This is a genomic window from Rhodococcus sp. AW25M09 (assembly GCF_000333955.1).
Classification (GTDB): domain Bacteria; phylum Actinomycetota; class Actinomycetes; order Mycobacteriales; family Mycobacteriaceae; genus Rhodococcoides.
The window spans coordinates 1-14,778 of sequence record NZ_CAPS01000062.1; the positions used below are offsets into that span (position 1 = coordinate 1).

Consider the following 14,778-nt stretch of genomic DNA (forward strand, 5'->3'; position numbering starts at 1 on the left):
AAGGCAGCGATCAGTGCGCCGTGTCCGAGGTCGTCGAGATACCGGCCCTTCCCGCTCAGCAACCGCGTGTCCTCGGACCGCGACAGCGGCTGGCCGAAGAGTGGAGCGGTGTTGGTCGGGGTGTGCGGTGGGACCGTGCGGGTAGTGCTCATGCCCGGCCCAGCCGTCCGCCGACGGGATTGGTGGCTCCGCGAACTTTCCGATCGAGTGCAGCTCGGCTCGATTCGTCGTCGGGCCCCAGAGGGAATTCGCCCGCTCTCTCACGCTTGATCTCGGCAGCCCGCAGCACCGACGCCTTGATGTTCTGATATCCGGTACACCGGCAGATGTTGCCGGCAATGGCCTCGGTGGCTTCTTCCTGCGTCGGAGATTCGTTCTCCTCGAGGAACGCGGCGATGGTGGTGACGAATCCTGGTGTGCAGAAGCCGCATTGCAGACCGTGGCAGTCCTTGAATGCCTGCTGCACGGGGTGCAGCGTGCCGTCCGGCTCCACCAAACCCTCCACCGTGGTGACACTCTGGCCCTCGAGGCTGGCGGCCAGCATCAAGCAGGCCCGGACGGGTTTACCGTCGAGCAGAACGGTGCAGGCGCCGCACACGCCGTGCTCGCATCCCACATGGGTGCCGGTCTGGCGAAGGTTGTGGCGGATGGCATCGGATGCGATCGTTCGGGCGGGAACGACGATTGTCTGCTTCGTGGCATTGAGCGTGAACGTCACCTGTACGTGTTGTTCGCCGGTCTCGGTCATCAGATCGTCGAGCTGTTGTTCGATATCTGTTGTCGTCATTACTGGTTCACTCCGGAATCGACGTGCAGGCCTGATCGGTGAGTGGTCAACGAGGATGCGCCGTCGAGTGCGGCGGCCATCACCACCCTTGCCGTCAGTGCTGCGACGAGTTGAGATCTGTAGGCAGCTGTGGCGTGAATATCCGGCTCGGTCTCGATGCGATGCCGAGCGGCCTCGGACAGAGCGTTCCATTTCGGATCCCGGGCGTCGGAGATCGATGCACCGTCGATCACATCGGTGTAGTCGACGACCTCGCCGAATTCGCCGGCCGAGACATAGGTGACGTGGGCGCTGCGCACCGCGTCGTCGTCCACGGAGACACGGGCGGTAACCCCGACGAGCGCGTAATCGCCATGCCGGCGCGCGATTTCGTCGATAGCGGTTCCGACACCTGTTCGAGCTGCGGGAACCGTCGCCGAGATGGCAATCTCATCGGTCTCGAGCGACGACTCCAGCGGACCGAGAAACAGGTCTTTCGCAGCGATCTCGCGTCGCCCCCGCACCGACTGGACCGTGACCGAACCGTCGAGCAACCGGATCACGGCGGGCATCTCGGCCGAGGGGTCGGCGTGGACGATGGATCCGACCGTGGTCCCACGATTCCTGATGGTCGCGTGGGCCACCAACTGCAGTGCTCGTCCGAGCAGCGGCTGGGTCTGAGCGGCCCCGCGGTTCGAAGCCACGGAAGCATGCGTCGCGAGCGCTGCGAAGGTGACACCCGAGTGCGCCGAGGCAGTGATCTCGTCGAGCCCGTCGATGCCGGTGATGTCGATCAGGTTGCCGGGGGCTGCCAAACGCATCGACAGCATCGGAATCAGCGACTGTCCGCCGGCCAGGACCTTGCCGTCGACGCCCGCGAGGATCTCGCACGCCTCCTCGATCGACCGAGGTCGATGGTATTTAAGTGGCGAAGGTTTCATATCCCGATCCTGCCTGCCCGTGTCGATAAGTGTTTCGTCAAGAGGTGACAAACGTCACGCCTCAGTGTGGCAATCGCTCGTTACCGCAACGGCTCGAGGGGGCCCATCTCGCTCTTGCTCCTGCGAGCGGCCGATCGACCGGTGGGTGAGTGGTTGCTCGGTGCCTTCATGTGCGCCGGGGCGATGCGTGCACACAGGTGGTAGAGCCCGATGACGACGATGGTGCCCAAGGAGATACCGCTCAACGAGAACGAGTCGCTGAAGACGAGCGAGGTGTCTCCGATGGCGATGATGAGGCCTGCAGCGACGGGCATCATGTTGAGCGGGTTGCCGAAGTCGACACCGTTCTCGTACCAGATCTTTGCGCCCAGAAGGCCGATCATTCCGTAGAGCACGACGGTGATGCCGCCGAGTACCCCACCGGGTGTGGCCGAGATCAGTGCGCCGAACTTCGGGGAGAATCCGAGGATCATCGCAATGATTCCGGCGGCCGTGTACGCGGCCGTCGAATACACCTTGGTTGCGGCCATGACGCCGATGTTCTCGGCGTAGGTCGTCGTGGGCGAGCCACCGACCGAGCTGGCCATGACGGTAGCCAAACCGTCGGCTGCCAGTGCGCGTCCCATCATGGGGTCGAGGTCGTCTCCGGTCATCTCCGCTACGGCCTTGACGTGCCCGGCGTTCTCGGCGATGAGTGCAATGACGCCGGGCAGTACGAGAACGATGAACGCAAGACTGAACGAGGGTGCATGGATACCCACGATGCCGTTGGCCTCGTCACTGAACGGCGGCAGACCGAACCACTGCGAAGATTCGACACCCGACCAATTGACCCTGAAATGCTCGGTGACCATGCCGGCCGTGGCGTCGTATGACGTGATGGGGCCCGATACGAGATCGAGGATCCACGAGAGCAGGTACCCGAACACCAGAGACAACAGGATCGCGACGCGTCCCAGGAATCCGCGTAGTGCCACGCTCATGACGATCAGGACGAACATCACTGCGAGAGCGACCCACTGATCCTGAGGCCAGTAGGTGCTGGCGACGACAGGTGCCAGGTTGAAGCCGATCAACATCACCACCGCGCCGGTGACGACCGGGGGTAGTACTTTCATCACGACGCCGCCGCCCATGATGTGGATGGCGAGGCCGGCCAGGGCCAGTACCAGTCCGGATACCAGGATGGCACCGGTGACTTCGGCAGATGTGCCACCCTGTGCCCGGATTGCGGCGACCCCGCCGACGAAGACTGCGGAGGTCCCGAGGTAACTGGGAATCCGGCCCCTGACCATCAGCAGGAAGAAGATGGTGCAGAAGCCCGACATCAGAATGGCCAGTTGAGGATTGAGTCCCATGATGATGGGGAAGACGAACGTGGCCCCGAACATCGATACGACATGTTGGCCGCCGAGGCTGATGGTGCGGCCCCAGTTGAGGCGTTCGTTGGGTGCGACCACCTCGCCTGGTGCGACGTTCTTTCCGTCTCCGTGAATTTTCCAGATCGGCATTTCGAGCCTTCCTTCAACGTACCGAACCGAGAGGTTCGTCGGCGTGTAAAGTGTTGTGTTGCAACGCTACTGCGGTATTGTGTGGCGGATATGGGCGCAATCTGCCAAGCGCTCTATGGCTCAGTCGTCACATCTGGTGGTCGGTGGCGCGCATCGCCATGATTTTGAGTGCGAGGGAAAGATCGAGCCGTAGATCTGCGTGATCGGTGAATGGCCCCAGGATCTTTTCGAGTTTCGTGATGCGGTATCTGAGAGTGTTGTAGTGGAAATGCAGTGCGCGAGCAGTTTCCGCGATATTGATGTTCGTGGCCAACAACATGTCCAGGGTCTTGCGCATGTCCTGGGCTTCGGCACTGTGGCCCGCGAGATCGTGCAAGGTTTCCCGCGCGAACAATTCGAGTTCGTCCTCGTTGTCCACCAGGCTCAACAAGCGAAACACACCGAGTTCGTCGAAGGCGGTGACGGTCCAGTCACCGCCGATCCGGCGGCCGACTTTCACCGCTGTGCGGGCCTGGGCGTACGTTGCCGGGATGTCGTCCACTGCAGTGCAGGGCCGTGAGATACCGACGGTGAAGGGCTGTCGCCCGCCGCCGCCGTCGCCGTGAACTCGCTCGACGATCTCGTGTACGTCGGACACCGTGGTGGGTCCACTACCCATGATGATGACGGTTTCGGTGCCGAGTGCAGCAATCGCAGCGGACGAATCTCGTTGCGCCAAGGCGCTCGAGAACGCTGCCATCTGCCGATCGACCAGTGGCCTGCGGGTGGGCGACGGGTCGTCGTGGCGAGGTATCGGTTCGATCGCGACGACGACGACGGGCCTGCCGATGTCCCAACCGAACCGGCGGGCATGAGCGACCGCGTGGGCATGCTCGCCGCCTCGCCCCAGAAGGAGATCGCGGAGGAAGTTGGAGCGGTGCTTGTCCTCGACCGCCGACAGAGCGAGATCACGGGCTACTGCCACTGCGAACACCCCGGCTGCGGTATCGGCGGCATACAGATCCGGTTCCGTCAGTTGCCGGCGAGAGGAGAACAGGACCACGCGCCCGTGATCTGTTCCGTTCGCTGAAATTGCACATACTGCAATCGAATTTCCCTGGTGCGAGTGCAGTCCCAGGCCGCCGTCGATGGAATCCGTCCGGAGCCGCCCGGTGGAATCGAGGGCGATGCTGCCGCGAAGGGCCTGCAATTCTTCGGCACTGCCGGCGGTGGCAATCTCTCGGCCATCCACCGTGGTGATCGACACGGCCACATCGCATTCGAGTGATGTCGCGGTTGCCAGATCCTCCATCCCGCCACCGGCCAGAGCCACGTCGGTCAGGGTCCGACGCAAGCGGTCCGACCGAAACATGGCGCGCACGTGCATCTTCGCGCGCTCACGTATGCCCCGGGTGAGTCGATGGTCGGGGTCGAGTTCCTCGGTCACCTCGAGCAGCGGCAGCCCCAGTTCGTCTGCGCTGCGCCGAATGGACGGCGACAGAGCACTCTCGGCGTCGACATGCACGAGAAGTCCGGCGACGCCGATCGACTGCAATCGGGACACGAAGGCCACCGTCGGCTCGGACATGTGCTCGAGTGTCTCGCTCGTCGTGGACACGAGGTCACCCGGTCGCAGATAGAACGCCATGCCGCCGGGATCCTCGATTTGGTTCACCCGCGATACCGATCGAGTGAGACCGGCACGACCTGCGACAATCCTCGCGTGCGCCAGTAGATCCGAGCCGAGAAGATCGGCGACGGTCTCTGGTGCTTCACTCGTGGTCGTCGGCTGATCCTCGCACAATGTCAACACCGGACAGCCGACCGTGTGCTCGATCGAGTCTCGTTCTCGGACGGCGTATCTCGGTGAATCGGTCCGGTGAGGTCCCGCAGCTCGAGCCCGGTGGTTCGCCGTGAGACCTTCAAGATTTCGGCGACGATCGACACCGCGGTTTCCGCCGGCGTACTCGCGCCGATGTCCAGTCCGATAGGGGAGTGCAACCGTTCCAGCTCGGTCGGGCTCACCCCGCTCTCGCGGAGGAGTTCGATGCGGCGGCGGTGAGTGGACCTGCTCCCCAACGCGCCCACGTATGCAGCACGGCTGCGCAGCGCTCGTTCGAGGAGGGGAATGTCGAACTTCTCGTCGTGCGTGAGCACCGCGATGACTGTTCGCTCGTCGACCGGCGCAGATTCGAGAAACGTGTGCGGCCACGCGACCACGACGTCGACGGCCTCGGGGAAGCGGGCCGGGGTAGCGAATACGGCGCGCGCGTCGACGACGGTGACGGCGTAGCCGGCGAACGAGCCCAGGTGGCAGAGGGCTGAGGCGAAGTCGATGGCACCGAAGACGTACATCCGCGGCGGCGGACCGAAGACCTCCGCCATGATCGACCGCTCACTGTCATCGGACGTGTGAATGTCGAGACCCGATTCGCCGCGTTGCAGTTGCGCGCGCACGGACGGCCCCAGCGGAGATCCATCGGACTGCGTGTCGGCGAGCGAGCCTGAGTCGACGGTGAAGTCCGATCCGAGAACTGCGTACCGCGTCGGTGCCCCGGCGCTCAGTTCGGTGAGAACGGCAACCGGTTCACCCGCCGTGATGAGACGCGACACCTTCGCCAGAGACTCGCAGGCACCGCCGTCGATGAGACGAACGAACACCTCGATGGTGCCGCCGCAGGTGAGGCCGACCCCGATGGCGTCGTCGTCCGCCACACGGTAGGTCTCGCTCCTGGCGCAGCCGTCGGCGAGAACCTCGTTGGCAAGTTCGTACAAGGCGCCCTCGATGCAACCGCCGGAGACGCTGCCGATCACTTGTCCGGACGCGGACACTGCCATGGCCGCCCCTGCGGGGCGGGGCGAGGACTGCCAGGTTCGCACCACGGTGGCCAGTGCGAACGGCTCACGCTCGAGCAGCCATGGGGCGAGATCGCCGAGGATGTCGCGCATTCCGCCGCCTTCCTACTGGATGAGTGATGCCCATCACGTTAGTTGGCGGCGCTGCTTCGGGTCGAAACATAACTCGACCAAATCCGACGCCGGTCATTGTAAGAAGTCGCCGTCGCGGTCCCCGTGGGCTAGCTCAGAGCGGCGGCGATGGCGAGCGCATGGTGTTCGTGCCACGGCCGGGCGATGATCTGGATACCGATCGGCAGGCCGCTCTCGGAGGTCGCAACAGGAACCACCACCGACGGCAGACCCAGGATGCTGATCGCTCGACTGCTGGCCAGTGCCTGCGACCACGACAGGGTGGTGCCGCCGACATCGAAGCTCGTCTCTCCGAGCGGTGGAGCAAGAATCGAGGCAACCGGGAGGATCAGCACGTCCCCTATCTCGGCCAGCAACCGGTGCTGCAGTTCGGCGCGTTTCGCCCACAGCGCCTCGACCTCCGTCGCCGACGTCGGTCGGACCGCGGCGAGGATCGTCCGAATGTTCTCACTGAACTCGGCGGGCCCGTACTGCTCGATGTCGGTCTGGGTTTCGCAGGCACGTAACTGCGTGAACAGGTCGTTGGCGGAGCGCAGTGCAGTGCCGTCGTACGGTGCGAGCGTCCTGACGAACGAGGCCGTACGCAGCGCGGCCGCTTCGGTGGCGGCGCGGATCTCGGCGTCGACCGGAATGGTTCCTTCTCCTGCTGCCCAACGTATGTCGAGTTTGCCGATAGGCACCGCTGCGGGGTCGATCCACCTGTACCGAGGTGAGGACAGGACGCGCAGTGCCAGGGTGAGGTCCTCCAGGGTGCGGGCCATCGGTCCGATGGTCTGAACCGCGCCGTGCATGGTCGCCGTGTTGGTCAGGACCCGGTGATCATGCATCACACCGGGATATTGGCCGTCCGGATCGACCCTTCCCGGTGTCGGTCGGATCGAATACAGACCCGTGCAGTGCGCGGGCCAGCGCACCGAGCCGCCGAAATCGGTGCCCAATCCCAGGACGCTCATGCCCGACGCGATCGCCGCGGACTCGCCGCCGCTGCTGCCTCCGGGCGACAACTTCGTCCCCGCGGGAGACAGCGGATTGACGGTGTAACCGAACATGTCGTTGTATGTGAGACCGCTGGAACCGAACTCGGGAGTGTTCGTCTTCCCGATGAGGACCGCATCCTCGGCGCGCATCCGAGCAACAGCGGGTGCGTCGATACGAGGAACGTTGTCCGCGAGGGCAAACGAGCCCGCCGTGGTACGAACACCGGCGGTGGCGATCAAATCCTTGACCGTGAACGGCACTCCGGCAAGCGCTCCGACCGGCTCGCCGCGGGCCACGCGAGCGTCGATCTCGTGGGCTTCGCGTCTCGCCGATTCGGCTGCCAGCGTGACGATCGCGTTCAGATCGGCGTTGGTGCGGGCGATGTGGTCGAGGTGTTGTTCGATCACCTCGCGGGCCGAGAGGCTACCGGATCTCACCGCTGCGGCGAGCATGCGAGCATCGGAGCCGATCGAATGTCCCTCGAGCACTTGCTATCTCCTTGTCGTACGTCACAGGCCCTTCATCTCCGCAACGCGCAGTGCGAGCGCCACATCCAGGCGCAGAATGGGATCGGTGGTGAAGGGACCGACGATGGACTCCAGCTTGCCGATTCGGTAGCGGAGGGTGTTGTAGTGAAAATGCAGCACGCGCGCTGTTTCGGCGACGTTGCAGTTGGTATCCAACAGCGCTTGCAGCGTCTGGCGAAGATCGAGAGCATCGGCGTCGTCGCCCGCGAGTGATCCCAACACTTCGCTTGCGAACGCCTGCAACTCCGCGGCATCGGTCACCAGGGACAGCAGGCGGTGCACACCCAGGCTGTCGAAATGTGCCACCGACCCGTTACCGCTCATGCGCCGCCCGACCATGACGGCCTTGCGCGCTTGGTCGTAGGCGCGCGGAATGTCGGCGACGGAGTCGATGACTCGGCTGACCCCTGCGCCGAACGAGTTACGGCCACCACCCTTGTCGCCGGCAACGGACGCGATCAGATCGTCGACCACCTCGTGCTCGGTGCCCGGTTCGGCCGGCATGAGGGTGACGACCTCGTTGCTGAATCCGACGACGGGTGCCCGTCGATCGCGGCGGCGCACGACCTGTTGCCAGGCTGCGGTGAGCCGCTCCTGGGGTAGCCGTCCGGATACCGCAGGCTTCACCGAATTGCTCACGGCCGCTTCGGCAATCTCGTCCAATCGAGCGACTATGACGACCATGCGCCGGTTCACGTCCCAGTCGAGTTGCGCGCAGTACTCGATGATCTGTTCGGGGGACTCGGTAGCGCCGTTGAGAACGTCGCGCAGAAAATCGCCACGGAACTTGGATTCCACCGCCGAGACTGCGAGCTTCTTGATGACCGCCAACGCGACCACTGTTGCCGCGCGCTCGAGAGATTGCATGGTGACCGGTCCGAGGCGTTGTGCCTCGGCCACCGCAACGATGAGACCGTGGTCGGTGCCGCCCGCGATGATCGGTGCGACCGCGATGCGGTGCGTGTCGTCACCCGGTACCGGCTGCAGACCTTCGTGGAGGCGCTCGGTGAGCAGTCTGCCGGAAGGATCGAACAGAGGCATCTCCTCGAGCGCAGCAAGATCGGCATCGGCACCGGCCGTGGCCTGCACCCTGCCGTCGGGAGTGCAGATGAGCACCGATGCCTCGAAGAGCGTGGCGACCTCGTCGGCAATCTGTGGCAGGTCTCCGCCCTCGAGCACGATCGAGGTGAGCGCCCGGTGCATCCGATCGGCGATGTCGAGTGCCCACGCCTGTCGATCGACGAGGTGGGTGAAGACCTCGGCAATGACCTCGTCGAAACCGACGTCGCGGCGAATGAGGAAGAGGGGGAGGTCGAGTCGGTCGGCCGCCTCGATCATCGCGGCCGGTACGTCCCCGAAGTACCGCCCCTCCTTGACTCCGAGAGCAGCCGCGCCGCGCTCGGCCAAACCTTCGACGAGCTCCACCAGGGCACCGGCACCGAACGGTCGGCCCGAATCGGCATGTCGCAGTGGGAAACCCGTTGTCAGCAGCAGTTCGTTCTGTTTGACCCAGGGCAGGATGTCGGGCACTTCGATGACGTTGACTCGTCGTACGATCTTTTCGAGGCCGCGCTCGCCTGCGACCAGGCTGGATCCAGCGAGAGAGGGCAGTGCGAGCAGTTCCGACACGGTCAGCGCATAGCTGGCGGACGCCGGAAGATCTCGCGTCAGTGGACGAGGTGGTCCGACCATGTCATCCATTGTTCAACCGTACGTTGCCAGTCGTGTCACGAAGGTAGCGGATCAGCGGACCTGTAGAGCAGGCGGAACGACGCGCTCCACCCATTGCGAGGCCTGCTCGTAGGCGTACGCGAGCTGCAATACGGATCGGTCGGCACCATGGCGGCCGATGATCTGTACCCCCATCGGCAGACCGCGATCGTCGAAACCGACCGGTACGGCCGCGATCGGAACACCGCTCATCGTCCACGGCACCACCGTCTCCATCCACCGGTGGTAGGTGTCCATCGAACGCCCGTCGATGGACTGCGGCCAGTGCTGTTCCTTGTCGAACGGGAACACCTGGGCACTGGGCGCGAGAACGAAGTCGTAGGTGTCGAACAGGGTCGTCAGTGCAGCGTTCCACTCGTTGCGCTTCTGTGCCGCCTTGGTGATGTCGAGGGCGCTCAGGGAGACGGCATTCTCCATCTCCCAGACCATTTCGGGCTTCATCAGGGCCCGCGTCGCAGGGTCGGCATAGAGGTCGGCCATCCCGAGCTGCGCCCACCAACGCCACGTCAGGAACGACTCCCAGATGTGGGCCGGGTCGTAGTTCGGCAGCACTGCGTCGACCTCGCACCCGAGATCGGCAAAGATGGGGAACGAGGATTCGCACAGGTCGAGCACGCCGGGTTCGGTGGCCAGATAACCGTTCCAGTCACCGACCCAGGCGATCCGGGCTCCCCGAAAGCTGCGTTCGAGAGTGCGTGTGAAGATCTCCGGGTCCTCGTCGATCCCGAGCGGCGCGTTGGCATCCGGGCCGGCCATCGTCGAGAGCAGGTGAGCGACGTCGGTGACCGATCGTCCCATCGGGCCGGCCACTGCGCCTTGGGCGATGAAACCAGGCTCGGGGATCCGTCCCCAGGACGGCCGGAAACCGACGACGTTGTTGAAGGCCGCCGGGTTACGCAGCGAACCCATGTAGTCGGTGCCGTCGGCCACGGGCAGCATGCGCAGCGCGAGTGCCGCCGCCGCACCTCCGCTGCTGCCGCCGGCGGTGAGTGAGTGATCGTAGGGGGAGACGGTGGTGCCGTACACCGGGTTGTAGGTCTGGGATCCGTAGCCGAATTCCGGTGTGTTGGTCTTGCCGATGATGATGGCTCCGGCGGCCCTGATCCGGGCGACGAAAAGGTCGTCCGCCTCGGCGATCCGATCCGCGAAGATCGCCGATCCCGAGGTGAACGGCAAGCCCTTCACAGCCGAAAGATCCTTCACCGCATGGGGAAAACCGTGCATCCAGCCGAGGTACTGCCCCTGCGCCAGCTGGTTGTCACGCTCGTGCGCCTCAGCGATCAACTCGTCACGGTCACGAAGGGCCACGATGGCGTTGACGGTGGGATTGTGGATCTCGATGTGGTCCAGATACGCCGTCATGGTCTCGACGCAGGACACCTCGCGACGCTTGATCTTGCCGCTGAGTTCGAGTGCGTCGCACATCAGAAGTTCGGCAGCGGGTCCGACGGTGGTGGCCATGAGAGTTCCTTCGTTCGAGATCCACAGTTTTTTCGAGTGCGCAGTCGTTCGAACACACGGTGGTGAGGGGCCGAATGCCGCGCGGCTCCGAATCGAATCGGTTCCGCGCGGCGTTCGGTGGGTTCGAGCTCTGCGCTATCCGAGGTCGACGATCGCAGCGACGGGTCCGCCGCCCTCGGGTCCCTGGTGTGCGGCCGAGACCGACACGAACACTGCCGGGTCGCCGGTCACCGCTGCGGTGACTCCGCCGACGCAGGCCTTGATCTGGCGGTGCCAGTGCACATCGGAGTCGTCGAGCATTGCATTGCGACGTCCGCGGACCGTACCGTCCTGGCTCGCTTCGCATTTGAGGAATACGTTGACCAATTTGCCGTCGAGATCAGCGGTGCGCGGGCGCTCGGGGAGTTCGAGGCCGGCGTCCTTGATGGCATCCCAGATGCCGTCCTGATCGAGCGCATCCTTCATGACGCTGTGGCCGATGCGGTATCGACCGCCGATGCCGCGAGTGTTGCCGACGACGACGATCTGGGCACGGTCCAGCTCCACGCCCGAGGAGCAGGATGCAACAGAGGAATACAGCTCGCGACTGTGCATGACGTCTGCGTCGGTCGGCATGTCGATCTCGCCGAGGGCCACTGCGATACCGAGTGCGGTTCCGCCGTTGGAGAGGTCCATCGACTCGTGCGTCTGCTCGGTCCAGACGGTCTTGCCGCGGCTCTTGGCGTCGCGAATGGTGTGAATCGTCAGCAGCGGGGTCTTGGTCTGCACGTAGTGCACGTCGTCCGGATCGGTGATTCCCGCGTTGGCCATGGCATCTTTGACTGCCGCAGCAACTTTGGTGATCATGGCGGTGCGGCCGATGTCCTCGGGCATCAGCTGCTCGCTCATGGCAACGCCGACGGTCAGTCGTGGCTCTTCGGTCTGTACAGCCTTGTCTGCCGGCACGGTGGCGAAGATCGTCGCATGCGGGCTGATGACGCCGTCGGTTCCGCCGGACCACACGATCGGTACCTCGCCGACGTCGTGGGCGCTTCGAGTTCCTTTTGCGGACAACACTTCACGGAACGCGCGGTCGGCGATGATGCGGGTGTAATCGTTGACCCCACCGTTGCCCTCGGTCTTGCCGATGACCGCGATGACCCGGTCTGCGTCGAGCACCCCGTCGTCGATGAGCTTCGCCAGCTCGCTGGCATCGGACACGTTGTGAAGCGGGACCTTGCGGACCTCGATTGCGTCGGGCACTGAAATCTCCTTCATCGGGGACTGATTGGTACTGCGAAGTAGGTGGCGTTCGCACAGCGATGTGCTTGCCTGTCGAACGCTATCGATCCTGGTGCTAGTGGTGCACTGGCAAGCTTTGCCCAATCAACCCAGTTTTTTGGTTATCGGACATCCCCAGGTAGCGGTATCGCTGCAGGCGTCCGGCCAGCAAATCGGCAGGATCGGCCGCGAGGAGCTTGGCCAACTCGTGCTCGAGCACGGTACCGAGGCGCGAGAGAAACTCCGTGGGTTCGTCGGAGGCATCCGGGCGCTCGGCCACGATGCGATCGATGACACCATTGCGCAGCAGGTCGATGCTGCGCACGCCCTGTTCCTCGGCCATCTCCGCTGCATGGTCGATGGTGTGAAACTTGATCGCCGACGCACCCTCCGGCGGTAGGGGCGAGAGCCAGCCGTGCTGGGCGCACAGCACTCGGTCGGCAGGCAGCAGGGCGAGAGCGCCGCCGCCCGCCCCCTGGCCCAGCAGCAGACAGATCGTCGGCGCTTTCAGCGTCGTGAGTTCGACCAAACAGCGGGCGATCTCACCGGCGAGCCCACCTTCCTCGGCCTCTTTGCTCAACGCGGCACCCGCGGTGTCGATGACAGTGACGAGGGGCAGTTGTAGTTCCTCGGCCAACCGCATTCCGCGTCGCGCTTCCCGTAATCCGGCAGGGCCCAGCGGTTGACCGGCGAAGGTGCGATCCTGGCCGAGCAATACACATGCCGAGGCACCGAACTTTGCCAGTGCGAGAAACAATCCCGGCTCGATCTCACCGGCCCCGGTCCCTTGCAGCGGCGTCACACTGTTCGCCGCCGACCGCACGAGCATGCGCACTCCCGGTCGTTCCGACCTCCTGGACCGTTGGATGGATTCCCAGGCCGGCACGTCCTCGAGGTGTTCGAGCGGGATGTTCGGAACGGGTGGCGGCGGTTCGTGGGGCGCGCACAGCACGGCGAGGGCCGAGATCGCCACCTCGCGTAACTTCTCCGGTGGGAGTACCGCGTCGACAAGGCCTCTGGCGGCCAGGTTTTCGCTGGTTTGCACGCCCTCGGGAAACTTCGCTCCGTAGAGCGCCTCGTACACACGTGGGCCGAGAAACCCGAGGAGTGCACCCGGTTCGGCTGCGGTCACGTGTCCGAGCGAGCCCCACGAGGCCAGCGCCCCGCCGGTAGTGGGGTGGCGAAGATAGACGGCGTAGGCGAGGCCCGCCGACTTGTGCGCTGCAATTGCGGCCGAGATCTTCACCATCTGCAGAAACGCGACAGTGCCCTCTTGCATACGAGTGCCGCCCGAAGTGGGGGAGGCCAGTAACGGCAGCTTTTCGGACGTGGCCTTCTCGACGGCCTGCACCAGCCTCTCCGCGGCTGCCGTGCCGATCGAACCTGCGAGAAAGCCGAACTCGCACAGCACAATTGCAACCCGACGTCCGGCGAGGGTGGCTTCGCCGGTCAACACGGATTCGTCGACGCCGCTCGACTCACGGGCTGCCTCGAGCTCGTCGAGATAGCTCTGCTGCGCAGGCCCGTGCACACCGATGGGGGGTAGCGGTTCGGTGTCCCACCGGACGAAGCTGCCACTGTCGACGACCATCTCGACGAGTTCGAGCGCGCCGAGCCGGGCAGGCGCGCCGGTGCGGGTCATCGCGCTGTCTCCAACCACGCGCGGATCGAGTCCCCGTGTTGGTCGAGGGTGGGCGGGGCTGCATGCGTTGTGCGCATACCGGCACCCTCGCAGTCGTCGTCCATGCGCAGGGGAGGGCCGGGGAGAGTGATCGTGCCCAGAGCCGAATGGTCTACGTCGATCATGAGTCCTTGCGATCGGGTCTGTTCCCAGGTGTACACCTCGGCGAGATCACGGACACGACCGGCGGGAATGCCGATGTCGGCCAGCAACCCGAGCAATTTGTCGGTAGGCCAATCCGCGAAGGCGGCTTCGACAGCAGCGATCACCGCATCCCGGTCGGCGACGCGTTGCGGATTGGTCGCCCACTCCGCGCGGTCCAAACCGAACCGAGGTGCGAAGCGTTGCCACAACCCCTCACTGCCGACGGCAATTTGTACGAGTCCCTCGGACGAGTGGAACAGCCCGTACGGGCAGATGGACGGGTGGTGGCCACCGGTGGGGCGGGGTACCTCTCCGGCCACCGTGTAGCGGGTTCCTTGGAACGCATGTACTCCGACGATGGACGCCAACAGGCTGGTGCGCACCACGCGGCCGCGCCCCGTGCTGTGGCGTTCGTGCAGTGCCGCGACCACGCCGTAAGCACCGTTCATACCGGCAAGCAGATCGCCGATGGGAACGCCGACCCGAGTGGGCTCGTCCCGGGAAGGACCGGTCAGCGACATCAATCCCGCCTCGCCCTGGGCGATTTGATCGTAGCCGGGTCGAGTCCCTTCGGGGCCGTCGTGACCGAACCCGGTGATCGACAAAATGACCAAACGGGGATTGAGTCGATGCAGTGCTTCCATGCTGTATCCGAGGCGGTCGAGAACGCCCGGCCGGAAATTCTCGACGAGCACGTCCGCCCGCTCGATCAGTGCGGTGAGCGTGGCGCGGCCATCGACGGCTTTGAGGTCGAGTGCGATCGATTCCTTGTTGCGATTGCAGGAGAGGAAGTACGTCGAGTGTCGATCCC

General features: G+C 64.6%; 11 protein-coding genes. All 11 read right to left on the reverse strand.

Translation table 11 applies throughout. The annotated features are described in order from the left end of the window. Positions 1-148 precede the first annotated feature (148 nt). Entirely contained in the window at positions 149-787 is a 639-nt protein-coding gene (locus RHODMAR_RS11800; RefSeq protein WP_008714788.1) for a (2Fe-2S)-binding protein, read from the reverse strand. Continuing rightward, on the reverse strand, positions 787-1,707 hold the full coding sequence (locus RHODMAR_RS11805; protein WP_008714790.1) for an FAD binding domain-containing protein: 921 nt from the start codon (positions 1,705-1,707) through the stop codon (positions 787-789). The genes RHODMAR_RS11800 and RHODMAR_RS11805 overlap by 1 nt, the downstream gene beginning before the upstream one ends. An 80-nt stretch (positions 1,708-1,787) precedes the next feature. Continuing rightward, complete coding sequence (locus RHODMAR_RS11810; RefSeq protein ID WP_008714792.1) at positions 1,788-3,218, reverse strand: uracil-xanthine permease family protein; 1,431 nt, start codon at positions 3,216-3,218, stop codon at positions 1,788-1,790. A gap of 127 nt (positions 3,219-3,345) precedes the next feature. Next, positions 3,346-5,010 carry a helix-turn-helix domain-containing protein gene (locus RHODMAR_RS11815; RefSeq protein ID WP_008714794.1) on the reverse strand — a complete coding sequence of 555 codons (1,665 nt, stop codon included), beginning with the start codon at positions 5,008-5,010 and terminating at the stop codon, positions 3,346-3,348. Then, a complete protein-coding gene (locus RHODMAR_RS11820; RefSeq protein WP_008714796.1) occupies positions 5,004-6,146 on the reverse strand; it encodes an XdhC family protein in 1,143 nt (380 codons plus the stop codon). Before RHODMAR_RS11820 ends, RHODMAR_RS11815 begins: the two co-directional genes overlap by 7 nt. 128 nt (positions 6,147-6,274) lie before the next feature. Continuing rightward, entirely contained in the window at positions 6,275-7,615 is a 1,341-nt protein-coding gene (locus RHODMAR_RS11825) for an amidase (protein ID WP_051047974.1), read from the reverse strand. Between the two features lie 57 nt (positions 7,616-7,672). Next, positions 7,673-9,391: a PucR family transcriptional regulator gene (locus RHODMAR_RS11830; protein ID WP_008714799.1), complete on the reverse strand. Its 1,719-nt coding sequence runs from the start codon at positions 9,389-9,391 to the stop codon at positions 7,673-7,675. 42 nt (positions 9,392-9,433) lie between these two features. After that, on the reverse strand, positions 9,434-10,882 hold the full coding sequence (locus RHODMAR_RS11835; RefSeq protein ID WP_008714800.1) for an amidase: 1,449 nt from the start codon (positions 10,880-10,882) through the stop codon (positions 9,434-9,436). Positions 10,883-11,017: 135 nt separating this feature from the next. Next, positions 11,018-12,124 carry a ring-opening amidohydrolase gene (locus tag RHODMAR_RS11840; protein WP_008714803.1) on the reverse strand — a complete coding sequence of 369 codons (1,107 nt, stop codon included), beginning with the start codon at positions 12,122-12,124 and terminating at the stop codon, positions 11,018-11,020. Between the two features lie 94 nt (positions 12,125-12,218). Next, positions 12,219-13,784: a carboxyl transferase domain-containing protein gene (locus tag RHODMAR_RS11845; protein WP_008714804.1), complete on the reverse strand. Its 1,566-nt coding sequence runs from the start codon at positions 13,782-13,784 to the stop codon at positions 12,219-12,221. Next, positions 13,781-14,778 (reverse strand): CaiB/BaiF CoA transferase family protein (locus RHODMAR_RS11850; RefSeq protein WP_008714806.1); only part of this gene is annotated, 998 nt, incomplete at its 5' end. The genes RHODMAR_RS11850 and RHODMAR_RS11845, both read right to left, overlap by 4 nt.

What these genes read in the sequence shown, in the direction of transcription:
- RHODMAR_RS11800 (WP_008714788.1), bottom strand. Translation starts at nt 787, where the DNA reads ATGACGACAACAGATATCGAACAACAGCTCGACGATCTGATGACCGAG.
- RHODMAR_RS11805 (WP_008714790.1), bottom strand. Translation starts at nt 1,707, where the DNA reads ATGAAACCTTCGCCACTTAAATACCATCGACCTCGGTCGATCGAGGAG.
- RHODMAR_RS11810 (WP_008714792.1), bottom strand. Translation starts at nt 3,218, where the DNA reads ATGCCGATCTGGAAAATTCACGGAGACGGAAAGAACGTCGCACCAGGC.
- RHODMAR_RS11820 (WP_008714796.1), bottom strand. Translation starts at nt 6,146, where the DNA reads ATGCGCGACATCCTCGGCGATCTCGCCCCATGGCTGCTCGAGCGTGAG.
- RHODMAR_RS11825 (WP_051047974.1), bottom strand. Translation starts at nt 7,615, where the DNA reads ATGCTCGCCGCAGCGGTGAGATCCGGTAGCCTCTCGGCCCGCGAGGTG.
- RHODMAR_RS11830 (WP_008714799.1), bottom strand. Translation starts at nt 9,391, where the DNA reads ATGGATGACATGGTCGGACCACCTCGTCCACTGACGCGAGATCTTCCG.
- RHODMAR_RS11835 (WP_008714800.1), bottom strand. Translation starts at nt 10,882, where the DNA reads ATGGCCACCACCGTCGGACCCGCTGCCGAACTTCTGATGTGCGACGCA.
- RHODMAR_RS11845 (WP_008714804.1), bottom strand. Translation starts at nt 13,784, where the DNA reads ATGACCCGCACCGGCGCGCCTGCCCGGCTCGGCGCGCTCGAACTCGTC.